Genomic DNA, 21,444 nt, shown 5'->3' with positions numbered 1-21,444 from the left:
AGTGCACCGCCCGATGAACGGGCGGTGCACTCCCGGCGTCGTCAGACCTGGTCGGGGCTGGGCGCGTCGATCGCGGCGCGCTGCGGTCCACCGACCTTCAGCGCGGCGAGGCGGGCCTCGACCTCGGTCAGTTCACCCACGTCTTCGAGGGCGTTGAACTGCGCGTCGATGCTCGAGGCGGCGAGCTCCTGCTTGCCGGCGGCGAGAGCCTCCTGGCGGCGGATCTTGTCTTCGAAGCGGCCGAGCTCGCTCGTCGGGTCGAGCACGTCGATCGACTTGACGGCATCGTGCACCCTGTTCTGAGCCTCGGCGACCTTGGCGCGGGCCGTGAGCTCGTTGCGCTTGGCCTTGAGCTGCTCGAGCTTGGTCTTCATGCCGTTCAAGCCGTCTTTGAGCTTGTCGACGACCTCGGTCTGCGCGGCGATGGTGGGAGCGGCGGCCTTGGCCTCGCCCTCGGCGGTGATCTGACGCTGGAGGGCGATCTTGGCGAGGTTGTCGAACTTGTCGGCTTCGCTCAGGTTGCCGCCGGCGCGCAGCTCGTCGCCCTTGCGGCTGGCGGCGAGGGCCTTGTTGCCCCACTCGGCCGCGGCCTGAACGTCTTCCTGGTGGTCGCGCTCGAGCAGACGCAGGTTTCCGATGGTCTCGGCGATGGCCGACTCTGCGTCGGCGATCGAGTTCGAGTAGTCGCGGACGAGCTGGTCGAGCATCTTCTGCGGGTCCTCGGCCTGGTCGAGGAGCGCGTTGACGTTCGCGCGGACGAGAGTCTGGATGCGACCGAAGATGGACTGCTTGGCCATGCGGGGTGTTCCTTCCTGAGGGCGACGGTGTCGAGTCTGGTGGCGGATACTACGAATTGTCTGTGATCGAGCGGTGCGCCCGCGAGGGGTGGATCATCGCCGCCCTCCTCGTCCTCCGCCGGCGCGGCTGCGCCCGCCACCGGAGAAGCCTCCTCCACCGCCGCTGCGCGAGCGCCCGCCGCCGGAGAAGCCTCCGCCGAAGCCGCCGCTGCGAGAGCGACCGCCCGATGATCCGCCGAAGCCGCCGACGAGCCCGCCCAACCCGCCGCCGCCGAAGCCGCCGCGGGAGCGTCCGCCGCCGAGCAGGGCGTTGACGGCGATGCCGCCCAGGATCGCCCCCATCATGTCGCCGCCCCCGCCGCCCCCGCCGCCCCCGCCGCCCGGGCCCCCGAAGGACCCCACGTCGTTCTGCGCGGCGGAGCCCGCGGCGCTCGCGAGCTGGGCGGCGCGTTGCGCGTGAGCCAGGGCTCCGACCGGATCGGCCGCGCGCAGCTGTTCGGCCTGCACGAGCGCGGCACCGGCCTCGGCGAGCCGGGTGCGCGCCGTCGCTCCCACCGCGCCCCGGCGGGCGGCGATGAAATCCTCGGTCGCGGTCACCTGGGCGCGCGCCTGCGCGAGGGCGGTGTCGAGCTGACTCTCCGCGCGCCGCCGGCGCTCGGCGGCGTCGCGCGCCTCGTCGAGCACCGCGTCGATGGTGCCGTTCGCCTGCTGCAGCGTCTCGATCGCCCGCAGGGGGTGAGGACGGTCCGCCGCGAGTTCCGCGCGCGCCTCGTCGAGCTGCGACCGGGCCGAAGCAGCCGCGGCGGCGATGCGCCCGTCAGCGTCGGGCAGGTGCGCCGCCGCGGCGAGGTCGCCCTCGATCTCGGCCACGAGAGCCGAGGCGCGCTGTTGCGCGTCCGACAGGGCCTCCTCGAGGGTCGCCACGGCGCGCTCGAGGGTGTCGGCCTGGGCCACCGCCGCCTGGGCGGCGCGGATCGCGACCGCGGCCTCACCGGTTTTGCCCGCGGCCAGGGCGGTGTCGGCCGCGGCCTCCTGGCTGCTCGCCAGCTCGAGGCGGGTGAGCGCCTGGGCCGGATTGTCGACGACGGACGACAGCGCGTCGTCGCTGAACCGTCCGGTCAGTCGTGTGAGCCCGTCCTCTGCGGCGGCGAGCGCCGCGGCCACGGTCGCATGCCGCTCACGCGTCGCCGCGAGGGCCGCGGGAGCGTCGGCCTCGAGGGCGCGCAGCTCGTCGAAGGCGGCCGCCTTGGCATCCAGAGCATCGTCGGCGGACGCGCAGAGACGCAGGATCTCGCTGTAACCCGCGCGCTGCTGCTCGGGAGTCTCGGGGGTGTCGTCGTCGAGCTGCTGCTGCATCGCGAAAGCGCGATCGAGATCGGTCTTCGCCTGAGCGAGCACCTCGACGAACGGCGCGGCGGCCTCGTCGCCGAACTGCGCGCGGGCGAAGCCGAGCTCCTGCTCGCTGGTCTTGAGGGCGTCGTCGGTGGCCACGAGGGCCGAGCCGGCGCGCCGGGACAGGTCGTCGATGCTCTCGCTCGGAGCGGATCCCGCACCGCCCGTCGTCGCCCGACGGCGCCGCCGGACGGCCAGCCAGATGAGCGCCGCGGCGATGGCGAGAAGGAGCACGCCGACCAGCACGATCGGCACGAGGTTGGGACCGTTCTCGGTTGCCGGGGTCGGCGGCGGGTTCGGCAGGTTGCCGCCCGATTGGGCGTGCGCGATGCGCAGGCCGTCGGCGGCGGCGATCGCGGCGCCGGCGTCATCGCCGGCTTCGAGCGCCGGCTGGACGCGTTCCTGCTCGATCGCGGTGAGCTGCGCCGCCGTGATGCTGCCGCCGTCGACATCGCCCGAGAGGTAGTACTGGAACGTGTCGCCCACGACCGCCACCGCGAGGAGATACTGGTGCGGCCCGAGATTGTTGCGGTTGGCGGTCTCGTTCGCCCAGTCGTCGGCGCCCGAGGGGTTGTCGAAGCCGTCGACGTACACGGCCCAGAGATCGAGTCCCGTCTGCTCGGAGAAGGCGAGCAGGCTCCGCTGCACCTCGGTCTCCTGCGCGTCGGAGAGGGCGTTCGCCTGGTCGAGCACGTAGCTCGAGCCCAGTGAGAGCGGGGGGACCGCCGCGGCCGGAAGCGGAGCGAGGAGAACCCCGACGATCGCGAGGATGAGCGTCAGGACCGCCCCTGCCGCCTTCGGCTGTCGCATGCATCCCCCTTCGGTCGCCGGATGGTTCCACCCTATAAACGACCTCCGACACCCGGGAAGAAGCGGCGCGCCCGTCGAGACCGCCCCGGGCGGGCGCATAGGCTCGAACGCTCGGAGGTACACCATGGACGACCGCTACGGAACCGACGTGCTCGCCCGCGGGTGGCGCGACGCGGGACGCGTCCGACCCGCCGAGGTCGCGGCATCCACCGACCTCGTGGTCGAGGTCGCGGGCAGCGACTTCGTCGGAGCGGTGACCCGCATCGACGGCATGAACGTCGAGCTCGAGGACCGCTTCGGCAAGCGAAGACTGTTCCCCCTCGGCGGCGGCTTCCTCGTCGACGGCAATCCGGTCGTGCTGAAGGCCCCCGCCGCGGCGCCGAAGGGGCGCACACGCACCGCCTCCGGGTCGTTCGCGGCAGAAGACCAGCGCGCCCGCACCGCCCGCGCCAGCCGGATCTTCGTCGAGGGCAAGCACGACGCCGAGCTCGTCGAGAAGGTGTGGGGCGCCGACCTCCGCGCCGAGGGTGTGGTCGTCGAGTTCCTCGAGGGGGTCGACCTGCTCGAGGACAAGCTGGATGCCGAGCCCCCCACCGCCGAGCGCCGCTACGGCGTGCTCGTGGATCACCTCGTGCCGAACTCCAAGGAGTCGCGCATCGCCGAGAAGATCGCGCGCGGCCGCCACGGCGCACATGTGCGCATCGTCGGCCATCCCTTCGTCGACGTGTGGCAGTGCGTCACCCCGCGGGCGCTCGGCATCGCCGCGTGGCCCGAGGTGCCCCGAGGCATCGAGTGGAAGGTCGGCGTGTGCCGCGCCCTCGGCTGGCCCGCCGAGGAGCAGGCCGACACGGCCCGCGCCTGGCAGCACATCCTGTCGAAGGTCACCACGTTCCGCGACCTCGAACCGGCCCTGCTCGGCCGCGTCGAGGAGCTCATCGATTTCGTGACCGTCCCGTGAGCGGCCGCAAGCGCGCGCTCTCGCGTGAGGGGTCGGAAACTGTCGCTTCGGCGTCGGCTGAGCGACAGAAAGCGACCCCTCACGCGGCGGATAGCCTGGGGGACATGGATGCCAGCGCGCCCGTCTTCCGCGACAAGCCGGTGTCGTTCGTGCGGCGCAGCGGCCGCATGTCGGAGGCGCAGGACCGCGCCTGGGCCGAGCTCTCGCCGTTCTACCTGTTGCCCGTCGAGCGCGCCGCCGCCGCGACCAGCGTGAAGGCCGGCACGGCGATCGACCCCGCGGACGTCTACGGGCGCCGGGCTCCGCTGGTCGTGGAGATCGGCTCCGGCCAAGGCCACCAGATCGTGTCCGCCGCGGCCGCGCACCCCGACACTGACTTCCTCGCCGTCGAGGTCTTCACCGCGGGCCTCGCCCGCACGATGCTCGACGCCGATCGCGAGGGCGTGAAGAACCTGCGCCTCGTCGAGGCCAACGCCCCGGAGGCGCTCGAACACCTCCTGCCCGCGGCAAGCGCCTCCGAGCTCTGGGTCTTCTTCCCCGACCCGTGGCACAAGAACAAGCACACCAAGCGGCGCCTCGTGGCGCCGGAGTTCGCCCGCATCGCCGCCCAGGCGCTGCGCCCCGGCGGCACGCTCCGCCTCGCGACCGACTGGCAGGACTACGCCGATCAGATGCGCGACGTCCTCGACGAGGCGCCCGGCTTCGAGCGGGCGTTCGCGGGGGAGTGGGCCGAGCGCTTCGAGGGGCGCGTGCTCACCGCCTTCGAGCGCAAGGGCCTGCGCGTCGGGCGCGACATCCGCGACCTGACGTACACCCGGGTCACGCCGTGACCGCGCACACCGCGGTGCCGGTCCGCGAGCGCTCCACGTGGACGCTCAAGCTCATGCCGGCGCTGCTGGTGTGCCTCGCCGCCCCGGTGCTGTTCGTCGTCCAGATCGTGTGGCTGGGCTGGGTCCTGCTCGCCCTCGCGGTGGCATCCGGTGTTCTCGTCGACCGTCGCGCGGGCGTTCCCCTCGCCCGGAGCGACGAGCCGAGCATCGCCCGCGACGTGTCGCTCGTGGCGATCGGCCAGTTCATCGTCAGCCTCATCCCGCTGCACGCCGAGCTCGACAACGCGGCCTTCGTGCGCTTCACGCTCGCCCTCGGGGGCGCGGTGGTCGTGCCCTACGTGATCTCGCGCTTCGTCTACCGCGACCGCGCGATCTCGTTCCCGTGGCGAGGGGGCGGTCGGTGGACCTGGTGGCAGTGGGCGTGGCTCGGCGGCGTGATCGTGCTCGGCTACCTGATCCTGCCGTTCTACTTCATCACCTCCGGCGTCTACACGAACTGGCCCGAGGTGACCACGCCCGACCTCATCGCCCGGCTGTTCGTCGGCGTCGGCGCGGTCGGCATCTGGGACGAACTGTTCTTCATCTGCACGGTCTTCGTGCTGCTGCGCCGGCACTTCCCCGACCTCACCGCGAACCTGCTGCAGGCGATCGTGTTCGTCTCGTTCCTGTGGGAGCTCGGCTACCAGGCGTGGGGACCGCTGCTCACGATCCCGTTCGCGATCGTGCAGGGCTTCCTCTTCCTGAAGACCCGCTCGCTCTGGTACGTCGTGACGGTGCACCTGCTGTTCGACGCCGTGGTCTTCGGCGTGCTCGTCCACGCGCACAATCCCGATGCGGCATCCATCTTCCTGATCTGACCCCGGATGCCGCGCCCCGGCGCCCCGTTCTGTCTGGGGTCTACACCGATAAACGCTCCGGCGAGTGAAACACGACCTGTGACGGCATGTCTCACTCGCGCGAGCGTTTATCGGGGCTGGGCACGCGTGCACCGGCGCTGCCCAGCCACCGCCGCTACGCTGGAGATCGGACGCCCGCCGCGTCCCCGGACGAGGGATCAGTACCCGGACAGCGACAAGACTGGCCAAGGAGCACAGCCATGTCGTGGATCGTCCTCATCGTGTCCGGAATCCTCGAGGCCGTCTGGGCCACCGCCCTCGGCCGCTCGGAGGGCTTCACCAAGCTCTGGCCGAGCGTGATCTTCGGCGTCGCGCTCGTGGCATCCATGGGCGGGCTGGCCTTCGCGATGCGCGAGATCCCCACCGGCACCGCCTATGCGGTGTGGGTCGGGATCGGCGCCGCGCTCACCGTCGTGGTCGCCATGGTGGGCGGAACCGAGACGGTCTCGGTGCTCAAGGTCCTGCTCGTGCTGGGGCTCGTCGGCTGCGTGATCGGCCTGAAGCTGGTCGGCGACGCGCACTGACCGGACGGTCGGCCCGGAAGTCAACGGGAGGGAACGTGCAGTTTGATCCGCTACGATCTGGCCCACTGCACTTATCCGGGCCCGACACCGTCGTCACTCGCCCACATCTTCCCCTGTGAAAGGTTCCGAGTGAGCGCACCGCCGAGCGAGCTTGTCACCCCGACGCAACCGTCGCGGGTCATCGGGCGTCCGAGTCGACGCATCGACCGCCTTCGCGACTCCCGCGTGGGCCGTGCCCTGCGCCAGTACGGGCACGACGTCCTCCGCAAGCCCGAGGGCATCGTCCCCATCGAGCGCGGCGCCTTCACCAAGGTCCTGATCCTCTGGGCCATCGCCCGCGTGGTCAACTTCGGCCTCCTGTGGGGCTTCTATTCGATCGCCAAGGCGGCGCGCTGGGGCTTCGGTCCCGACAGCGAGCGTCTGGGCACCTTCTTCGACTACCTCACCGGGTGGGATGCCGACCGCTACGGGCAGATCGCGGCCCAGGGCTACCCGATGTCGCTGCCGATGAACGTCTCGGGCGACATCCTCCCGAACAACTGGGCCTTCCTGCCCGTGTTCCCCACGCTCGTTCGCGTGGTCTCCGGCGCGACGGGGCTCGGTTGGCAGCCGGTCGCGGTGCTGCTGAGCCTCGGTGCGAGCCTCGGTGCGACGTGGCTGCTGTTCGTGCTCATGCGCACCGTCACCAAGCCGCAGCCGGCGTGGTGGGCCGTGGTGTTCTTCTCCTTCGCGCCGATGTCGTTCCTCTTCGTCATCGGCTACAGCGAGGGCCTGTTCATGCTGCTGATCTTCGCCGGCATGCTGCTGGCGATCAAACGCCGCTACCTCTGGATCCTGCCCATCGGTCTCGTCACCGCGTACACGCGTCCCGGCGTCCTCGCTCTCGGGCTCGCCCTGGGCATCGTGTTCCTGGTGCGCTTCTTCCGCCGCAAGGTCGACCCGTTCCCGATGCGCGAGTGGGCGTCGCTCATGGCATCCGGTCTCGCGATCGCGGTGGCGGGTCTGTCGTGGAATCACATCGCTCAGTACGTCACCGGCACGCACAACGCCTACATCCGCACCGAGCTGGGATGGTGGCTCGACTACGTCGGAAACGACGAGTTCACCCCCTTCACCCCCTGGTTCCGGCAGGCGTCGACGCACCTCGGCGTGGTCGGTGTGATCCTCGTGATCGCCCTCATCGTGGGCTTCCTCGCCCTCATGTGGTCGCGCCCGGTCCGCAAGCTCGGCCTGATGGTCGTGACCTACGGCTTCAGCTACGGCGTGTACATCCTCGCGGTGTTCCTCCCGCAGCAGAGCACGTTCCGTCTGCTCATGCCGATGGCCCCGCTGCTCGGCGATGAACGCTGGTCGTCGACCCCGCGCCGCCGCGTCGCGATCCTCACCGGCTGCATCGTGCTGCAGGCGGTGGGCATCCTGCTGCTCTGGACGCGCGGCAACCCGTGATCCGATCCTGAGACGAGGAGAGGGGCGGTGCCGTGCGGCACCGCCCCTCTCCTCGTCTCGCGGTGTCAGTCGGGGCGACCGCCGGGATCGACGGCCTCGACCGTGGCCTCCTCAGCCGGGTTGTCGGCATCCAGCTCCGCGGAGCCGACCGCATCGCCCTCCTCATCGGCGAAGGCGCCCGCGGCGGAGTCCTCCGACGCGGGACCCGGCTGCGTCTCGGGCTCCAGCGGCACGGTGGGCTCGGACGGCGTCGGCACGGTCGGCTCGGCGGGGTTGGGCGCCGTGGGTTCGGACGGCGTGGGGCTGATGGGATCGGTGGGGGAATCGGGGAAGGGGGTCGGCGTGCTCATGAACCGACTCTGCGCCGACGACGCCGGCGGCGCGAGCCCCTTCCCGATCCGGTGGCAACGGTGTAACCGCCGAGCATTAGGCTCTTCGGCGAAGTGGAACACCGAGGGGGTCGAGTGTCGACAGCACACGACGTGACGCGCCGAGCGGCGATCGCGCAGTACCGGCTCGTGGGGGAGCCGTCCGAGCCCGACCTGCAGGGCCTCGTCGAACTCGCGGCCACCGTGTGCGGAGTGCCCACCGCGGTGATCAACATCATCGACGATCGCATGCAGCATCAGGTCGCAGCGGTCGGCATCCAGGCGGCGTCGTGCTCGCGGGAGGACTCGATGTGCGCGGCGGTCATCCACGACCCGCGCCGCGTGGTGGTCCCCGATGCCCGCCTCGACCCGCGCTTCGCCGACAACGCCTTCGTGACGGGCGAGATCGCCCTCACCCGCTTCTACGCCTCGAGTCCTCTCATCACCCCCGACGGCGTCGCGATCGGGACGCTGTGCGTCTTCGACTCCGAGGTCGGCGACCTCTCGGATGCCAGCAGCCGCGCCCTCGATCTGCTCGCCCACCAGGTGATCGATGTCCTCGAGCTGCGCCGTGTCGAACGCGACCTGCGGGAGTCCAATGCGCAGCTCGAGAACTTCGCGGTGCAGGTGAGCCACGACCTGCGCAACCCGCTCACGGCCCTGACGGGCTTCCTCGAGCTCGCGGCCGACAGTCCGGAGATGGTCGACGCTCCGCGCGCGTCCCGCTCCCTGGAACGCGCCGAGGCGGCCGCCCAGCGCATGACGTCGATGATCGCCGACCTGCTCGACTTCGCCCGGATGGGCGGGACGCGGCCCCACCTGACGGAGGTCGACATGGCAGACACGGTCGACGCGGTTCTCGAGGACCTCGACGGGACGATCGTGCGCACGGGCGCGACGGTGACGGTGGATGCCGAAACCTTCGTCCGCGGCGATGACACGCTGCTCCGGGTGCTGTTGCAGAACCTGATCGCCAACGCAGTGAAGTTCACCGTGGCCGCCGGGCGCGTGCCGACGGTCATCGTCACCGTCGAGACTCTCGCGGACGGATGGCGGGTGTCGGTGGACGACAACGGCGAACCGGTCGCGCCCGACCTTCGCGAGAGGGTGTTCGAACCGATGCAGCGCGGTCACGGCGCCGAGGTGCAGGGCCTCGGCATCGGACTGTCCACGTGCCGCCGCATCGTCGACGCCCACCACGGTTCGATCGGGCTCGACGTCTCGCCCCAGGGCGGGACGCGCGCATGGTTCGTCCTGCCGGCGGCGGCCTGACCGCGGGACGCTGCCGCACATCGACCGCCGCCGTGGGCCGCGCGTTCGGACGGCCGCGCCGGTACCGGGCGACGCGCCGGGGCGCAACCTCCGCGACGAGTGTCGCCGCCGGGCCGTAGCGTGGGCGGTGTCGAGGCGGTTCCTGCCGGCATCCGCCCGCACCCCGGCGACGAGGAGGAACGCGTCATGGCCCGCAACGTCCGTCTGCTGCACTGCACCCCCGACGACGTGTTCCGCGTTCTCGCGAACGGGTGGCTCTACCCCCTGTGGGTGGTCGGCACCTCGCGCATGCGCGACGTGGGCGAGGCGTGGCCGGCCGAGGGGGCGTCGCTGCACCACTCCTTCGGCTCCTGGCCGGTCCTCGTCAACGACACCACGGTGATGCGCGTGTGGGACCCGCCGCGCCGCGCCGTGCTCGAACCCCACGGCGGCCCCATCGGCATCGCCCGCGTCGCGATCGACGTCAAGCCGCGGGGCGACGCGTGCGTCGTGCGCATCCAGGAGGAACCGGTGACCGGGCCTACGAAGATCCTCCCCGACACCGTCTTCGACGCGATCACGCGGTGGCGCAACGCCGAGACGCTGCACCGTCTCGCCTACCTCGCCGAGGGCGGCGCCCCCGGGACGACCGGCGGCGCCGATGCGATCGGCCACGAGTCCACTGCCGAGAAGGAGCCGATCCAGCGATGACCGAGAGCTACGACGCGATCATCGTCGGCTCCGGCCCCAACGGGCTGGCCGCGGCCGTCACGCTCGCGCGGGCGGGTCTGTCGGTCGCCGTGTACGAGAAATCCCCGACGTTCGGGGGCGCGGCCTCGACCGCCGAGCTGACACTCCCCGGTTTCCGGCACGACCTCGGGTCGGCGGTGCACCCCCTCGCCCTCGAGTCGTGGTTCTTCCGCGAGTTCGGCCTCGACCGGCGGGTGCCGCTCATCGTGCCCGAGGTGTCGTACGCGCACCCGCTCGACGGTGGCCGTGCGGCGCTGGCGTACCGCGACCTGTCGCGCGCGGCCGAGGGGCTCGGCGTCGACGGTCCGGCGTACGAGCGGCTCATGCGCCCGCTCGTCGATCACCTCCGCGGAGTCGCCGACTTCACCGGCAACGCACTGCTGCGCGTCCCCGGCGACCCGATCGCGGCCGTGCTGTTCGGCATCCGGGCCCTCGAGCAGGGCGGGCCGTGGTGGAACGCACGCTTCCGCGAGGAGGTGGTGCCCAGCCTCATCACGGGTGTCTCGGCGCACACAATCCTGCACCAGCCGAGCCTCGCGGCCGGTGGTGCCGGTCTCGTCCTCGCCACCTACGGGCACGGCCGCGGGTGGCCCATCCCCGTCGGGGGCAGTCAATCGATCGCCGACGCGATGATCGCCGACATCCGCGCGCACGGCGGGGTGCTCCACGCCGGGGTCGACATCTCCTCACTCGACGAACTGCCGCCCGCCCGCGCGGTCCTGGTCAACAGCACGCCGCGCGCGCTCATCCGCCTGGCCGGCGACCGGATGCCGGCCTCCTACCGCCGCGCCCTCGAGCGCTTCCGCTATGGCGACGGGGTCGCCAAGGTCGATTTCGCGCTGTCCGACCCCGTGCCGTGGGCCCACCCCGACATCGCGCGGACGGGGACGATCCACATCGGGGGAACGCGCGCCGAGATCGCGGCGGCCGAGAACGCTGTCGCGCGTGGCGAGCTCCCCGACGCCCCCTACGTCCTCGCCGCCCAGCCCACCCTGTTCGACAGCACGCGTGCCCCGGCCGGTAAGCATGTGCTGTGGGCCTACACGCACGTGCCCTCGGGGAGCCCGGTCGATCGTGAAGAGGCCGTCATCCGGCAGATCGAGCGCTTCGCGCCGGGGTTCCGCGACACGATCCTCGCCACGGCGTCGCGCACGGCGGTCGACGTCGCCGCGTGGAACCCCAACTTCGCCGGCGGCGACATCTCGGCGGGAGCCCCCACCCTCACGCAGCTGCTCGGCCGACCCGTCTACCGCCCCGATCCGTGGCGCACGCCGATGAAGGGCGTGTACCTGTGCTCGTCCTCGACAAGTCCTGGGCCCGGCGTGCACGGTCTCGCCGGGTGGCAGGCGGCGTTGAGCGCTCTCCGGCACGAGTTCGGCACGCGGCTGCGTCCCGACCTCGCCCCGCGCGACGACCAGCTCATCGCCGCGGCGCGCTAGCCGTGCCCGAGGGCGACAGCGTCTACCGCTTGCGCGGGCGCCTGGATGCCGCGACCCGGGGCGCCCACGTGGGCGACGGCGAGCTCCGCTCCGGCAACGCCGCCGGTCGCTCGCTCGCCGGACTCGCCATCGATTCCTACGACACGCACGGGAAGCATCTGCTCACCAGGTTCGACGACGGCTCGACGCTGCACACTCACCTGCGCATGCAAGGCAGCTGGACGATCACGCGGGCGGGACGATCCCTGCCGACCGCCGCCCGCGGGAAGGCGCGGGTACGGCTGCGTCTGCTCGACGGACGGGAGGTCTGGGGTCTCGACCTCCCCGTCGTCGAGCTGGTGCCCACCGCCCGGGAGAGCGATGTCGTCGGATATCTCGGCCCCGATCCCCTGCGCGAGGACTGGGATGCCGCCGAAGCCGTCGCCCGTCTGTCGGTGCGGCCCGAGCGCACCGTCGTCGCGGCCCTTCTCGACCAGACGCGCATCGCGGGTCTGGGCAACCTGTGGGTGAACGAGGTCGCCTTCCTGCGCGGCATCCATCCCCTCGCTCCGATCGGCGGGACGGACGTCGCGGCGCTGGTAGCGACTGCGGCCCGCTGCCTCCGCGTATCGGCGACCGTGCCGGGCATGTACCAGGTCACCACGGGTGATCGCCGCACGGGGGCGTCGCACTGGGTCGTGGGTCGTGCGGGCCGACCGTGCTTGCGCTGCGGAACGCGCGTGCGCGTGCGCGACGAAGTGCAGAACGACCCGGAGCGACGCCGCACCTGGTGGTGCCCGCGCTGTCAGCCGCTTGCGGACGGCACCGATGTCGGAACCCCGGAGTAGAACGGAACGATGGCCGTCGAGCGAGAGAACCTGCTGCGCGTGACACGCATCTACGCCGAAGAGGCGGCGCTCGAGCTCGAGCGCGGGCGCGAGATCGTCGCGCGCTGGCCCGACGCCGACATCGTGTCCATCGCGTCGCACTGGCAGATCCCCGAGGTGCACGGCGACGAGCCGAACGTCGCGCGATGGGTGCGCATCAAGACCGAGGCGCTCGTGCTGGGGGTCAAGAAGAGCGTCGCGACGCGTGTGAACGGGCGCTCCGCCGACTTCATCGCCCCGTCACTGTCGAACGGCTGCGCGATGGCGTGCGCCTACTGCTACGTGCCGCGCCGCAAGGGATACAGCAACCCGATCACGGTGTTCGCGAACATCGACCAGATCACACGGCACCTGGCCCGGCACATCGCGGCGAGGGGAGCGAAGACCGAGCCCAACCAGTGCGACGCCGATGCCTGGGTGTACGACATCGGGGAGAACGGCGATTGTTCCGTCGATGCGCTGATCAGCGAGAACGTCCGCGACGTGTGCGACCTGTTCCGGATGACTCCCACGGCGAAGGCGTCGTTCGCGACGAAGTTCGTCAACCGCGACCTGCTCGACTGGGACCCGGCGGGCCGCACGCGCATCCGCTTCTCGCTCATGCCGGCGTCGACGGCCAAGGTGACCGACCTGCGCACGTCGCCGATGGCCGAGCGGATCGCCGCGATCAACGACTTCGTCGACGCCGGGTACGAGGTGCACGTGAACTTCTCGCCCGTCATCCTCACCCCGACCTGGCTGCAGGATTGGGCTCAGCTGTTCGATGAACTCGACGCCGCGCTGCACCCGCGCGCGAAGGCGCAACTGGCGTGCGAGGTCATCTTCCTCACGCACAACGAGGGCCTGCACGAGGTCAACCTCGGCTGGCACCCGCGGGGTGAGGAGCTGTTGTGGACGCCGTCGACGCAAGAAGAGAAACGCTCGCAGAACGGTGCCGTGAACGTGCGCTACCGGCATCCCCTCAAGGCGCAGAGCGTGGCGGCGCTCACCGCCCTGATCTCGCAGAAGCTGCCCTACTGCCGGGTGCGGTACGCCTTCTGAGCGCTCAGCCGATGTCGCCGGTCGGCGAGCCATTGGTCGTGGCGGCCTCGTCGGCGTCCTGCTGCGCGGCAGCTCCCTCCTCGGGGGATTCGCTGCCGGCGCCGTTCGACTGGTCGTCGGGGGCGTCGTCGGTGGGGCGATCGTGATCGGTCATTCGTCTCTCCATCCGTGGGATCGAGCGCCGAGCCTGTCACGGCGGAGCGGCCGTGTACAGGGGGTCGACGATCAGAGCGGTACGACGCCGAAACGTTCGGCGAACTCGGCGCTCGCGGCGTCTTCGAAACGGTCTGCGTCGTCGCGCAGGTCGATATCGCCCATGTCGTTCACAGGTAGGGCGCGAGCGCACCGGCGGTGAGCGCGAAGGCGAGAGCCGTACCGCCGACGGCGGTGGCGGCGACCAGTGACGCCCGGTCCAGGCGGCGGCGGTGGCGGACGTTGGCGGGGTGCGTCGTGGAACGCAGCGACGCCTTGGCGATCTCGAGCGTCTCGTACCGGCCGATCGGGATGCCGTGCGCGTCGCGCGAGACGAATCCGCCCGACACGGCGTCGACGCAGCCGAAGTACTCGCCGCCGCGGTGGGCGACCCAGAATCCCGTGTCGACTTTCGCCCACAGGACGCGGGCAGCGGAGAGCGGGGTGGGGGAGGGGGCGGGGGTGATGCTCACGTCACGCCGCCACGGAGAGAGGACGACGACGAACCGGGGCGGCGGTACGCGCCGGCGCCGGGCGGGAGGCGATCTCGGCCGCCGGAATCTCGGCGGTGAGGTCGATGACGAGTCCGGCGGACGAGTTGGCCATGTCGGCCATGTTCTTCAGCGCGGTGGCGTTGAGGGACTCGGGCTCGGCGGAGTCGAAGACGAAGCGGAGGGGGATCGCGGGCTGCAGCCACAGGGTCGAGCGCCCCGGGGCGCCGTCGATGTGCGCCCAGGTCACGGTGAAGCTCTCGCTGCGGCGGAGCTTGGTCGTCGCGACGACCTTGAGGTGGGAGAGCAAGCGGTCCGGGATCTGGATCGACTCGGTCGAGGTGCCGTAGAACAGGTGGCCCATGGGGGAACTCCCTTCGGAAGCGATTAACTGTGCTTAGAACATACTCGCTTAGTAACTAGTTTGTCTAACTATTCTTTTCGTGTAGAGTGTCGGCAGAGCGGGGAGGAGTGTGTCATGACAGACGTCGAAACCACGTCCCGCCGAACGGCGTCGACGGGGCCGACCGATGGGGTCACCTATTGGTACGGGGATGAGCCCGCCGACCGTCGTCAGCGCAGCAAAGCCGTTCTCGAAGCCCTGCGCATCTACCGCGCTGCCGAGGTGGCGATGCGCCGCCGGACGCGCGACTCGATGTCGATGGGCGAGAACGAACTGCTGGTGCTGCGCTACCTGCTCCGCGACTCCACACGCACGGTGCGTCCGGGGGAGCTCACGCGGTACCTGGGCCTGTCGACGGCGTCGACCACGGCGATCCTCGACCGGCTCGAACGATCCGGGCACATCGTCCGAACGGCGAACCCCGACGATCGTCGCAGCATCTTCATCAGTGCGACACCCCGAGCCGACGCGGAGGTGCGTCAGACACTCGGGAACATGCACGACCGCATGTTGGCTGCCGTCATCGACATGACGCCCGACGAGTCGGCTGCAGTCATCGCCTTCCTTCAGCGTATGAGCGACGCCGTCGACGGCGTCGCGGTCGACACTCGGGCGGTCGAGTCCCCGTGATCTACGTGCTCGTCGGCGGCCCGCGCGACGGACAGCACGTGGACGACCTGCCTCGCGGCTACCGCCTTTCCCTCAGCGATCCTCAACCTGCGCCGTTCGGCGAGTTCGACACCGTGCGCGCGGTGTGGTTCGAGCTCGACGAGGCGATGTTCCGGTCCGCCCAGCGACGCGATTGAGGCGCGCCCGCACGCGCGTGGCGGCGGCGCTTCGGTGACGGTGTCTATCCCACCGTCGGCACTCGGGCAACCCACCCTCCGCAGGCGTCGTCGTCCCGCAAGGTAGGGGAATGCGATGCGTGACCTATGCCGGCGAGACCGTGATCACATCTGACGACGTCGCCGCGTCATTGGTCGAATTGACGGCGGCGGTGGCCAAGGAGGGCCAGGCGGAGGCCGTGAGCATCCCCATCGTCACCGAGGAGAAGAAGGTGGCGCAGGCGGAGCTCGTGATCGGGGTCGGAAACGACGTCCTCTCCGCTCCGGTCGAATGGAACGACGAGGAGCCGGACTTCTCGCATGCCGCGGAGGAGCTGAAGAACCACCGCTTGTTCCCGCGCACGCACCTGCACGCCGTGGAATCCGACCCGGAGGCTGACGACGCGCCGATCGACTGGGACTTCGATCAGCCGACCGAGGCCTGACCCGTCGCGCCGCCAAGACAACCCCCGGCCGACACAAAGATGTTTGCGCTGGAGGCGCGGCATCCATTAGCTTCGGGAGTCCGTGCCGACCGGCACGCAGAGCCAGGAGACGACGACGCATGAGCGCCCAGCGCAATCAGCGACAGGAGCCGCAGGGAACGAACCTGCCGTTCCTGTACTCGTCGACCCCTCCGGCGCCGGCCGCGTAGACCTCGTCTTCTCGCGCCCCGCACCGTCAGGTCCGGGGCGCTTTCCTTTTCCGTGGAAGCTCCAGCCCCGACCCGGGCTCGCTCCCCGCGCAGCAGCGCTCCACACGAAGGAAAGGACCCATGCAGAAGCTCACCGAACGACTCGTGTCGTGGGCGAGCCTGATCGACGACAAGACCGTCGAACAGGCCCGCACCTCGTCGCGCATGCCGTTCATCTACCCCCACCTCGCCCTCATGCCCGACGCCCACCTGGGTTTGGGTGCGACGGTCGGCTCGGTGATCCCGACCCTCGGGGCGATCATGCCCGCGGCCGTCGGCGTCGACATCGGGTGCGGCATGATCGCCGTGAAGACGCAATTCGACGCCCCCGACCTCGACGGTCGGGACCTCGCGGAGCTCCGCCAGCAGATCGAGCGCGCCATCCCGCTCTCGGCAGGACGCGACAACCGCAAGATCGTCGCCACCGCCGAGCCGCGCGTCGCGGAACTCGAGGCACTCGCCGAGAAGGCCGGGTTCGATCCGGCGACCTACGCGGGGCACTGGCGGAATCAGCTCGGGTCGCTCGGCAGCGGCAATCACTTCATCGAGATCTCGCTCGACGAGAACGATGACGTGTGGATGTTCCTGCACTCCGGCTCCCGGGGCATCGGCAACCGCATCGCGCAGCACCACATCAAGGTGGCGCAGCGCCTGGCGACGCAGTGGTGGATCGAGCTTCCGCATCCCGACCTGGCCTACCTCGTCGAGGGGACGCCCGAGTTCGCCCGGTACATCGCCGAACTGCGGTGGGCGCAGCACTTCGCGCTGCTCAACCGCGAGGAGATGATGGACCGCGTCGCGAACCAGCTGGGTCGGTTCCTCGACACGCCCGTCGAGGAGCTCGAGCGCATCAACTGCCACCACAACTTCACCGAGTCCGAGATGCACTTCGGCAAGCGGGTGTGGGTGTCGCGCAAGGGCGCGATCATGGCCGATGCCGGTCGACCGGGCCTGATCCCGGGATCGATGGGCACGGCGTCGTACGTCGTGGAGGGCAAGGGCAACCCCGTCGCCCTGAACTCCTCTCCGCACGGCGCAGGTCGCGAGTACTCCCGGTCCGCGGCCCGCAAGACCTTCACGCACGAGCAGCTGCGTGAGGCGATGGCGGGCATCGAGTACCGCGACACCGACGCCTTCATCGACGAGATCCCGCAGGCGTACAAGCCGATCGACCGGGTCATGGCGGATGCCGCCGACCTGGTGACCGTGCGGCACACCCTGCGGCAGATCGTCAACGTGAAGGGCGACTGACAACGGATGCCACGGACGCGACACCGCGCCCGTGGCATCCGTCGTCCGGGGGAGGAAATCGTCCTTCCGGTTGATGCGCGCGAGCATCGGCCCCGGCGAGCATGGAGGTGCTCGCGAAAGCCGCGCGAGTGCGAACTTCCCCCGGAGTGGAGGATTCATGTCACCCGACCGCACCCATCTGCTCGACGTCGGCACCGGCGACACCCAGGCCCGCCGCGAACGTCAGCGTGCGAGCATCCGTCACGCGGCCCACCGTCTGGCGGCTTTCGTCGGCAGCTCGGCGACCGACGTCGATGACGCCTCCCGCGCCGCCGAGACGGCGCTGCGCGCGGCCGTGTCATCGGGGGCGGGTCTCGAGCGGGTCTCGGCCGAACTCGAGGTCAGTGTGCGGGCGCTGCGCGCCATCGTCGACGGCACGGTACCGCTGCGCAGCCTGCACCCCGACGCGCGGTTGCGCACGTCGTGAACGCTGCGTGCCGCCCGATCAGCGCACGCGCTCGAGCCGGTAGCGGTCGTCGCTGAAACCGATGATCAGATAGCCGATCACGTAGAACAGTGCGAGCAGGAAGATCGAGAACACCCAGCCGTGTCCGAACGCCCGGCCCACGCGCAGCTGGACGACGATGTGGAACACGAACCCGACGATCGGGATGAGGTAGAGCAGGGCGAGCCAGCCCGAGAACCCCGCGACCTTGGTGAGGAAGACCACGTTCACGATGGGGATGATCGCGAGCCACCCCGCATAGCCCGCCTTCGAGAACACGCGCCAGAGCGCGACGACCATCAGCACGTACATGGCGACGGCGACGAGGGACGTCGTCCCGTTCAGGGCGAAGAGCGACGTCTGCTCGGTGATCGAGGAGGGCGATGAGGTCAGCATGCGCTCATCGTAGGGCCGTCCGTCGCGTCTGGATTCGTGCGGATCGGCGTCGACCGCGACGGGCGGGGTTACCCTCGGGGGAAGACGGCAGAGGCGGCGAGATGAGCGAACGCAGATTCGAGTGGGGCGGGCTGGGCGCCGACCGCGGCGACTACGTCACCGCGGCGGAGGCGCTCGCGATGCTCGAGGTGCTCGTCATCGCCCAGGCCGATCTCTCGGTTACCACCGAGCTGCGCGACGGAGCCGCGTGGGCGCGCCTCTCACGCGGCGATCGGTGGGCGATCGTGTCGACCCCCGGCTCGCGATGGTTCTCGGTCGAGACCGATACCGGTCACCGTACGCAGTTGGTCGATCAGAGATCGTCGAAGGACCAGAGCGCGCAGCTGCTGGCCGTCTATGTCGACGTGGCCGAGGCGTACGTGCGCGGCGACGCCCGCCCCGAGCCCGGGGGAGCGTTCGGCGGGTCCATCGTGACCGTGGACGTGGACGGCCGTCGCGTCATTCTCACGCAGCCCGTTTCGCGCCGCGTGCGCAACATGTTCGGCCGATAGCCGCGCGTCAACCCGCTGCGTCCGGCTGCCTCCGGTTGCCAGGCTGGAGGTTCCACTTCACGAAGGGACCCCTCATGAGCGACCCCCAGAACTCTGCCCCGGCGGACGACGCGAAGGACCTGGGCGACGACCCCACGGTCAAGCCCAGCCAGGAGAACGACGTCGACGAGGAGTCCAAGGCGCCCGCCAAGGACGACCCGAACGCCGACCACCAGGCCACGGGGATCGGCGTCATCGGCGACGAATGACCCGGATGCCAGAGACTCGGCGCCGGCGTCCGTCGGGCCGGTCCATCCGGTCGGGGTGTGCCGCATCGCGATGCTAACCTTGACCGGTCCGCCTCCGTAGCTCAGGGGATAGAGCGTTGGTTTCCGGTACCAAAGGTCGCAGGTTCGATTCCTGTCGGGGGCACCACCAGAGAATGGCCGCGATCGCCGATCGCGGCCATTCTCGTTCCTCGGGTCAGTCCTCGTCCGTGACGGCACCGGTCGGCTCGGCGTCCTCGACGATGTGACGCGAGCCGAGTTCGTCGGCGGTGGCGCGTCCCTGGTCGATCGCCTCCTCACGGCTCGAGAAGCTGGCCGACAGCTCGGGGCGGCCCTCGACCGCGTTCTCCCACTGGCCGCGGTTGGATCGGGTGGTCACGTCGTTCTCGCTCATGGCATCCATGTCACACCCGGGAGCGGTACGCCGAACCCGTCTTGACAGGCGTTGTCAAGACGTGTCGCCGAACGGGGAGCGGGTTGGCATGCTGAGGGGCACTCTCGAAAGGGGTCTCTCATGAGCATCGGAGCCGGCATCGCGCTGTTCGTCATCGGCGCCATCCTCGCCTTCGCGGTGAACCTGCCCAACGACTACGTCAGCCTCAGCATGATCGGATACATCATGATGGGTGCGGGAGTGGTGGTCTTCCTGATCGGCGTGGTCCTCCTCGTCCGTCGTCGCCAAACCGACACGGTCACCCGCACCGAAGGAGTCGGGGGCGCCCAGGTCACCCGGTCCACCACGCGCTCCTCGAACGACGACCTCGTCTGACTGCGACGGGGGTGCACCCCGGAGGCAGAGCATGAGCGAACCGACACCCACCGTCGCCTACGACCCTGCCGTCGACGGCCTGATCGACGGGCGCTACCGCCTCGGCCGGCTCCTCGGCCAAGGCGGCTACTCGCGTGTCTACGAAGCCGTCGACACGGCGCTCGAGCGCACCCTCGCGCTGAAGATCATCGAGGGCGACGGCGCCGATCCCGCAGACGTCGCACGCGTGCGGTCGGAGATCCGGCTGCTCGCCTCGCTGTCGCATCCCTCGCTCGTCACGCTCTACGACGCCAAGCTCGACGCGCACCCCGCGTACCTGGCGATGGAGCTCATCTCGGGCCCGACCCTCACCGACCGCATCGCCCGAGGGCGCATGACCGGGCCCGAGACCGCACGGGTCGGCCGGGAGATCGCCGAGGCCTTCGCCGTCATCCACGCGCGCGGTATCGTGCACCGAGACGTCAAGCCGTCCAACATCCTGCTGCGACCCGCCGCCCACACGGGTGAGACCCCGCGTGCCACGCTGGCCGATTTCGGCATCGCCTCGTTGGTCGGCGCGACGCGGGTCACCCGCCCCGACACCGTCGTGGGCACCGCCGCCTACCTCAGCCCGGAGCAGGCGCGCGGCATGCCCGCCGCTCCCGCGAGCGACGTCTACGCCCTCGGCCTCGTCCTGTTGGAGACGCTCACCGGGTCGCGCCCCTTCACCGGGCTGACGCCGCACGAGGCTCTGGCGGCGCGACTGGTCGCGGCTCCCGAGATCCCGGCGCACATCCCCGGTCCGTGGCGGGAGGTGCTCGAGAAGATGACGGCCCTGAATCCGAGCGAGCGACCGGATGCCACGGCCCTCATCGTCGCCCTCCGCACCCTCTCGGGGGTGACCGTCCCGGCGGCGCCCACCGGCGCGGAGACGGCGGTCCTCCCCGGCGCGACGGCGCCGACGCGCATCTTCGATCGACCGGCTCAGCCCGACGCGCCGCGATCGGCCGCTCCATCCCGGCGACGGCCGTCGCGGCGCACCGTGCTCGTGGCATCCCTCGTCGCGTTCGTGCTGGCCACCGGGGCGGTGACGGCGGTCGCGCTCAGCGGAGGGTCAACCCCGTCCGATCCGGGTCTGCCCGCGCTGCCCCAGCCCCTCGACCAGCACGTCGACGACCTGTGGAACGAGGTGGGCCCGTGATGCGCCGCTTGATTCCCGCCCTGGCCGTGCCGGTGGCGCTCGCCGTCGCGCTCGCCGGGTGCACTCCTCCGGCCGCAGAGCCGACCGCGTGGCAGCAGAGCGTGCGGACCGTCGCCGACCAGGCATCGACCGGCGACTACTCCGCCGCTCTGGCGAGCCTGGATGCGCTCGAGGCCGACGTGATCGCCCGGCGCGACGCGGGCGAGATCACGACCGAGGAGGCCGACGGCATCCTCTCCCGCATCGCCACGGTGCGCGCCGACCTGTCCTCGCTCGCTCCGACGCCCGCTCCCGAGGAGACCTCCGAGCCGGTGCAGACGTCCGAACCGGTCGAGACGACCGCGCCCGTCGAGACGGTGCAACCCACCCAGGGCGGCTCGGACGACACGGGAACGGACGACGGCGCCGACGACGAGAAGGGGCCCGCGGACAAGGGCTCCGAGAACAAGGGCCCGGGCGGGAAGGACGACAAGACACCCGCGCCGAAGGACACCGGCGGGCCGGGCAAGAAAGACGGCTGAGGACGGGTCGACCACCGCGGGCCGCGCACCCTCCGGAGCGTGCGAGGATTGCCC

28 protein-coding genes, 1 tRNA gene and 1 riboswitch are annotated in these 21,444 nt (G+C 70.6%); of the genes, 21 read left to right on the top strand and 8 right to left on the bottom strand.

What is annotated here, in order from left to right; all coding sequences use genetic code 11:
- Positions 1 to 41: 41 nt before the first annotated feature.
- Complete coding sequence (locus Q9R20_RS01670) at positions 42 to 797, bottom strand: PspA/IM30 family protein (protein WP_295827603.1); 756 nt, start codon at positions 795 to 797, stop codon at positions 42 to 44.
- Positions 798 to 890: 93 nt separating this feature from the next.
- Positions 891 to 2,999, bottom strand: a complete 2,109-nt coding sequence (locus Q9R20_RS01665; protein ID WP_311247706.1) for a TPM domain-containing protein — start codon at positions 2,997 to 2,999, stop codon at positions 891 to 893.
- Positions 3,000 to 3,123: 124 nt separating this feature from the next.
- Here Q9R20_RS01665 and Q9R20_RS01660 point away from each other — a divergent pair, with 124 nt between their 5' ends.
- From Q9R20_RS01660 to Q9R20_RS01640, 5 genes are all read left to right on the top strand, one after another.
- Positions 3,124 to 3,957, top strand: a complete 834-nt coding sequence (locus Q9R20_RS01660; RefSeq protein WP_311247705.1) for a DUF3097 domain-containing protein — start codon at positions 3,124 to 3,126, stop codon at positions 3,955 to 3,957.
- Between the two features lie 104 nt (positions 3,958 to 4,061).
- On the top strand, positions 4,062 to 4,787 hold the full coding sequence (gene trmB / locus Q9R20_RS01655; RefSeq protein ID WP_311247704.1) for a tRNA (guanosine(46)-N7)-methyltransferase TrmB: 726 nt from the start codon (positions 4,062 to 4,064) through the stop codon (positions 4,785 to 4,787).
- Between the two features lie 53 nt (positions 4,788 to 4,840).
- A complete protein-coding gene (locus Q9R20_RS01650) occupies positions 4,841 to 5,644 on the top strand; it encodes a CPBP family intramembrane glutamic endopeptidase (protein ID WP_311248386.1) in 804 nt (267 codons plus the stop codon).
- A 164-nt stretch (positions 5,645 to 5,808) separates the two neighbouring features.
- Positions 5,809 to 5,873, top strand: a riboswitch (guanidine-III (ykkC-III) riboswitch).
- A 10-nt stretch (positions 5,874 to 5,883) separates the two neighbouring features.
- A complete protein-coding gene (locus Q9R20_RS01645; protein WP_311247703.1) occupies positions 5,884 to 6,207 on the top strand; it encodes an SMR family transporter in 324 nt (107 codons plus the stop codon).
- Between the two features lie 129 nt (positions 6,208 to 6,336).
- The gene (locus tag Q9R20_RS01640) at positions 6,337 to 7,653 is read left to right on the top strand and encodes a hypothetical protein (RefSeq protein ID WP_311247702.1); all 1,317 of its coding nucleotides are present in this window, start codon (positions 6,337 to 6,339) and stop codon (positions 7,651 to 7,653) included.
- 65 nt (positions 7,654 to 7,718) lie between these two features.
- Here the strand turns inward: Q9R20_RS01640 and Q9R20_RS01635 are convergent, their stop codons facing one another.
- Entirely contained in the window at positions 7,719 to 8,003 is a 285-nt protein-coding gene (locus tag Q9R20_RS01635; protein ID WP_311247701.1) for a hypothetical protein, read from the bottom strand.
- A 114-nt stretch (positions 8,004 to 8,117) separates the two neighbouring features.
- Here Q9R20_RS01635 and Q9R20_RS01630 point away from each other — a divergent pair, with 114 nt between their 5' ends.
- The 5 genes from Q9R20_RS01630 (at position 8,118) to Q9R20_RS01610 (ending at position 13,368) form a co-directional block, all read left to right on the top strand.
- Positions 8,118 to 9,293: a GAF domain-containing sensor histidine kinase gene (locus Q9R20_RS01630; protein WP_311247700.1), complete on the top strand. Its 1,176-nt coding sequence runs from the start codon at positions 8,118 to 8,120 to the stop codon at positions 9,291 to 9,293.
- 186 nt (positions 9,294 to 9,479) lie between these two features.
- Positions 9,480 to 9,983: an SRPBCC family protein gene (locus Q9R20_RS01625; protein WP_311247699.1), complete on the top strand. Its 504-nt coding sequence runs from the start codon at positions 9,480 to 9,482 to the stop codon at positions 9,981 to 9,983.
- On the top strand, positions 9,980 to 11,461 hold the full coding sequence (locus Q9R20_RS01620; RefSeq protein WP_311247698.1) for an NAD(P)/FAD-dependent oxidoreductase: 1,482 nt from the start codon (positions 9,980 to 9,982) through the stop codon (positions 11,459 to 11,461). Before Q9R20_RS01625 ends, Q9R20_RS01620 begins: the two co-directional genes overlap by 4 nt.
- A 2-nt stretch (positions 11,462 to 11,463) precedes the next feature.
- Complete coding sequence (locus tag Q9R20_RS01615; protein WP_311247697.1) at positions 11,464 to 12,288, top strand: DNA-formamidopyrimidine glycosylase family protein; 825 nt, start codon at positions 11,464 to 11,466, stop codon at positions 12,286 to 12,288.
- A gap of 9 nt (positions 12,289 to 12,297) precedes the next feature.
- On the top strand, positions 12,298 to 13,368 hold the full coding sequence (locus tag Q9R20_RS01610) for a spore photoproduct lyase family protein (RefSeq protein ID WP_311247696.1): 1,071 nt from the start codon (positions 12,298 to 12,300) through the stop codon (positions 13,366 to 13,368).
- Between the two features lie 4 nt (positions 13,369 to 13,372).
- Here Q9R20_RS01610 and Q9R20_RS01605 read toward each other — a convergent pair whose 3' ends face one another.
- The 3 genes from Q9R20_RS01605 to Q9R20_RS01595 form a co-directional block, all read right to left on the bottom strand.
- Positions 13,373 to 13,522 carry a hypothetical protein gene (locus tag Q9R20_RS01605; protein ID WP_311247695.1) on the bottom strand — a complete coding sequence of 50 codons (150 nt, stop codon included), beginning with the start codon at positions 13,520 to 13,522 and terminating at the stop codon, positions 13,373 to 13,375.
- Between the two features lie 169 nt (positions 13,523 to 13,691).
- Positions 13,692 to 14,033 (bottom strand): hypothetical protein, encoded by a 342-nt coding sequence (locus tag Q9R20_RS01600; protein WP_295836346.1) that lies wholly within the window; start codon positions 14,031 to 14,033, stop codon positions 13,692 to 13,694.
- A gap of 1 nt (position 14,034) precedes the next feature.
- Positions 14,035 to 14,415, bottom strand: coding sequence for a hypothetical protein (locus Q9R20_RS01595; protein WP_311247694.1), 381 nt, complete (start codon positions 14,413 to 14,415; stop codon positions 14,035 to 14,037).
- 114 nt (positions 14,416 to 14,529) lie between these two features.
- On the opposite strand from Q9R20_RS01595, the gene Q9R20_RS01590 reads away from it, so the two are divergent.
- The 5 genes from Q9R20_RS01590 (at position 14,530) to Q9R20_RS01570 (ending at position 17,689) form a co-directional block, all read left to right on the top strand.
- Positions 14,530 to 15,084 (top strand): MarR family transcriptional regulator, encoded by a 555-nt coding sequence (locus Q9R20_RS01590; RefSeq protein ID WP_311247693.1) that lies wholly within the window; start codon positions 14,530 to 14,532, stop codon positions 15,082 to 15,084.
- Entirely contained in the window at positions 15,081 to 15,260 is a 180-nt protein-coding gene (locus Q9R20_RS01585; RefSeq protein ID WP_295836335.1) for a hypothetical protein, read from the top strand. Before Q9R20_RS01590 ends, Q9R20_RS01585 begins: the two co-directional genes overlap by 4 nt.
- 110 nt (positions 15,261 to 15,370) lie before the next feature.
- Positions 15,371 to 15,724, top strand: coding sequence for a hypothetical protein (locus Q9R20_RS01580; protein WP_311247692.1), 354 nt, complete (start codon positions 15,371 to 15,373; stop codon positions 15,722 to 15,724).
- 329 nt (positions 15,725 to 16,053) lie between these two features.
- Positions 16,054 to 17,223: an RtcB family protein gene (locus Q9R20_RS01575; RefSeq protein WP_311247691.1), complete on the top strand. Its 1,170-nt coding sequence runs from the start codon at positions 16,054 to 16,056 to the stop codon at positions 17,221 to 17,223.
- Positions 17,224 to 17,380: 157 nt separating this feature from the next.
- Positions 17,381 to 17,689: a hypothetical protein gene (locus Q9R20_RS01570; protein ID WP_311247690.1), complete on the top strand. Its 309-nt coding sequence runs from the start codon at positions 17,381 to 17,383 to the stop codon at positions 17,687 to 17,689.
- Positions 17,690 to 17,707: 18 nt separating this feature from the next.
- On the opposite strand, the gene Q9R20_RS01565 is transcribed toward Q9R20_RS01570, so the two are convergent.
- On the bottom strand, positions 17,708 to 18,103 hold the full coding sequence (locus Q9R20_RS01565; protein ID WP_311247689.1) for a DUF5684 domain-containing protein: 396 nt from the start codon (positions 18,101 to 18,103) through the stop codon (positions 17,708 to 17,710).
- A 101-nt stretch (positions 18,104 to 18,204) separates the two neighbouring features.
- On the opposite strand from Q9R20_RS01565, the gene Q9R20_RS01560 reads away from it, so the two are divergent.
- The 3 genes from Q9R20_RS01560 (at position 18,205) to Q9R20_RS01550 (ending at position 19,068) form a co-directional block, all read left to right on the top strand.
- Positions 18,205 to 18,654 (top strand): hypothetical protein, encoded by a 450-nt coding sequence (locus Q9R20_RS01560; RefSeq protein WP_311247688.1) that lies wholly within the window; start codon positions 18,205 to 18,207, stop codon positions 18,652 to 18,654.
- Between the two features lie 74 nt (positions 18,655 to 18,728).
- Positions 18,729 to 18,902, top strand: a complete 174-nt coding sequence (locus tag Q9R20_RS01555; RefSeq protein ID WP_311247687.1) for a hypothetical protein — start codon at positions 18,729 to 18,731, stop codon at positions 18,900 to 18,902.
- A gap of 90 nt (positions 18,903 to 18,992) precedes the next feature.
- A tRNA-Arg gene (locus Q9R20_RS01550) sits at positions 18,993 to 19,068 on the top strand.
- 48 nt (positions 19,069 to 19,116) lie between these two features.
- Here the strand turns inward: Q9R20_RS01550 and Q9R20_RS01545 are convergent.
- A complete protein-coding gene (locus Q9R20_RS01545; RefSeq protein ID WP_311247686.1) occupies positions 19,117 to 19,314 on the bottom strand; it encodes a DUF2188 domain-containing protein in 198 nt (65 codons plus the stop codon).
- 120 nt (positions 19,315 to 19,434) lie between these two features.
- On the opposite strand from Q9R20_RS01545, the gene Q9R20_RS01540 reads away from it, so the two are divergent.
- Genes Q9R20_RS01540 through Q9R20_RS01530 form a run of 3 tightly spaced genes read left to right on the top strand, consistent with a single transcriptional unit; the run spans position 19,435 to position 21,390 of the window.
- Positions 19,435 to 19,689 (top strand): DUF6458 family protein, encoded by a 255-nt coding sequence (locus Q9R20_RS01540; protein WP_295836307.1) that lies wholly within the window; start codon positions 19,435 to 19,437, stop codon positions 19,687 to 19,689.
- Between the two features lie 31 nt (positions 19,690 to 19,720).
- Positions 19,721 to 20,869, top strand: a complete 1,149-nt coding sequence (locus Q9R20_RS01535; protein ID WP_311247685.1) for a serine/threonine-protein kinase — start codon at positions 19,721 to 19,723, stop codon at positions 20,867 to 20,869.
- Positions 20,866 to 21,390, top strand: coding sequence for a hypothetical protein (locus tag Q9R20_RS01530; RefSeq protein WP_311247684.1), 525 nt, complete (start codon positions 20,866 to 20,868; stop codon positions 21,388 to 21,390). The genes Q9R20_RS01535 and Q9R20_RS01530 overlap by 4 nt, the downstream gene beginning before the upstream one ends.
- Positions 21,391 to 21,444 lie beyond the last annotated feature (54 nt).

It is taken from the genome of Microbacterium sp. PRF11, assembly GCF_031844085.1.
Taxonomy (GTDB): Bacteria; Actinomycetota; Actinomycetes; order Actinomycetales; family Microbacteriaceae; genus Microbacterium.
This window is presented reverse-complemented; position numbering and strand designations above follow the sequence as displayed.

What these genes read in the sequence shown, in the direction of transcription:
- Q9R20_RS01605 (WP_311247695.1), bottom strand. Translation starts at nt 13,522, where the DNA reads ATGACCGATCACGATCGCCCCACCGACGACGCCCCCGACGACCAGTCG.
- Q9R20_RS01595 (WP_311247694.1), bottom strand. Translation starts at nt 14,415, where the DNA reads ATGGGCCACCTGTTCTACGGCACCTCGACCGAGTCGATCCAGATCCCG.
- Q9R20_RS01625 (WP_311247699.1), top strand. Translation starts at nt 9,480, where the DNA reads ATGGCCCGCAACGTCCGTCTGCTGCACTGCACCCCCGACGACGTGTTC.
- Q9R20_RS01670 (WP_295827603.1), bottom strand. Translation starts at nt 797, where the DNA reads ATGGCCAAGCAGTCCATCTTCGGTCGCATCCAGACTCTCGTCCGCGCG.
- Q9R20_RS01665 (WP_311247706.1), bottom strand. Translation starts at nt 2,999, where the DNA reads ATGCGACAGCCGAAGGCGGCAGGGGCGGTCCTGACGCTCATCCTCGCG.
- Q9R20_RS01570 (WP_311247690.1), top strand. Translation starts at nt 17,381, where the DNA reads ATGTCACCCGACCGCACCCATCTGCTCGACGTCGGCACCGGCGACACC.
- Q9R20_RS01660 (WP_311247705.1), top strand. Translation starts at nt 3,124, where the DNA reads ATGGACGACCGCTACGGAACCGACGTGCTCGCCCGCGGGTGGCGCGAC.
- Q9R20_RS01540 (WP_295836307.1), top strand. Translation starts at nt 19,435, where the DNA reads ATGAGCATCGGAGCCGGCATCGCGCTGTTCGTCATCGGCGCCATCCTC.
- Q9R20_RS01565 (WP_311247689.1), bottom strand. Translation starts at nt 18,103, where the DNA reads ATGCTGACCTCATCGCCCTCCTCGATCACCGAGCAGACGTCGCTCTTC.
- Q9R20_RS01645 (WP_311247703.1), top strand. Translation starts at nt 5,884, where the DNA reads ATGTCGTGGATCGTCCTCATCGTGTCCGGAATCCTCGAGGCCGTCTGG.
- Q9R20_RS01575 (WP_311247691.1), top strand. Translation starts at nt 16,054, where the DNA reads ATGCAGAAGCTCACCGAACGACTCGTGTCGTGGGCGAGCCTGATCGAC.
- Q9R20_RS01545 (WP_311247686.1), bottom strand. Translation starts at nt 19,314, where the DNA reads ATGAGCGAGAACGACGTGACCACCCGATCCAACCGCGGCCAGTGGGAG.
- Q9R20_RS01620 (WP_311247698.1), top strand. Translation starts at nt 9,980, where the DNA reads ATGACCGAGAGCTACGACGCGATCATCGTCGGCTCCGGCCCCAACGGG.
- trmB (WP_311247704.1), top strand. Translation starts at nt 4,062, where the DNA reads ATGGATGCCAGCGCGCCCGTCTTCCGCGACAAGCCGGTGTCGTTCGTG.
- Q9R20_RS01535 (WP_311247685.1), top strand. Translation starts at nt 19,721, where the DNA reads ATGAGCGAACCGACACCCACCGTCGCCTACGACCCTGCCGTCGACGGC.
- Q9R20_RS01580 (WP_311247692.1), top strand. Translation starts at nt 15,371, where the DNA reads ATGCGATGCGTGACCTATGCCGGCGAGACCGTGATCACATCTGACGAC.
- Q9R20_RS01555 (WP_311247687.1), top strand. Translation starts at nt 18,729, where the DNA reads ATGAGCGACCCCCAGAACTCTGCCCCGGCGGACGACGCGAAGGACCTG.
- Q9R20_RS01635 (WP_311247701.1), bottom strand. Translation starts at nt 8,003, where the DNA reads ATGAGCACGCCGACCCCCTTCCCCGATTCCCCCACCGATCCCATCAGC.
- Q9R20_RS01560 (WP_311247688.1), top strand. Translation starts at nt 18,205, where the DNA reads ATGAGCGAACGCAGATTCGAGTGGGGCGGGCTGGGCGCCGACCGCGGC.
- Q9R20_RS01650 (WP_311248386.1), top strand. Translation starts at nt 4,841, where the DNA reads ATGCCGGCGCTGCTGGTGTGCCTCGCCGCCCCGGTGCTGTTCGTCGTC.
- Q9R20_RS01610 (WP_311247696.1), top strand. Translation starts at nt 12,298, where the DNA reads ATGGCCGTCGAGCGAGAGAACCTGCTGCGCGTGACACGCATCTACGCC.
- Q9R20_RS01590 (WP_311247693.1), top strand. Translation starts at nt 14,530, where the DNA reads ATGACAGACGTCGAAACCACGTCCCGCCGAACGGCGTCGACGGGGCCG.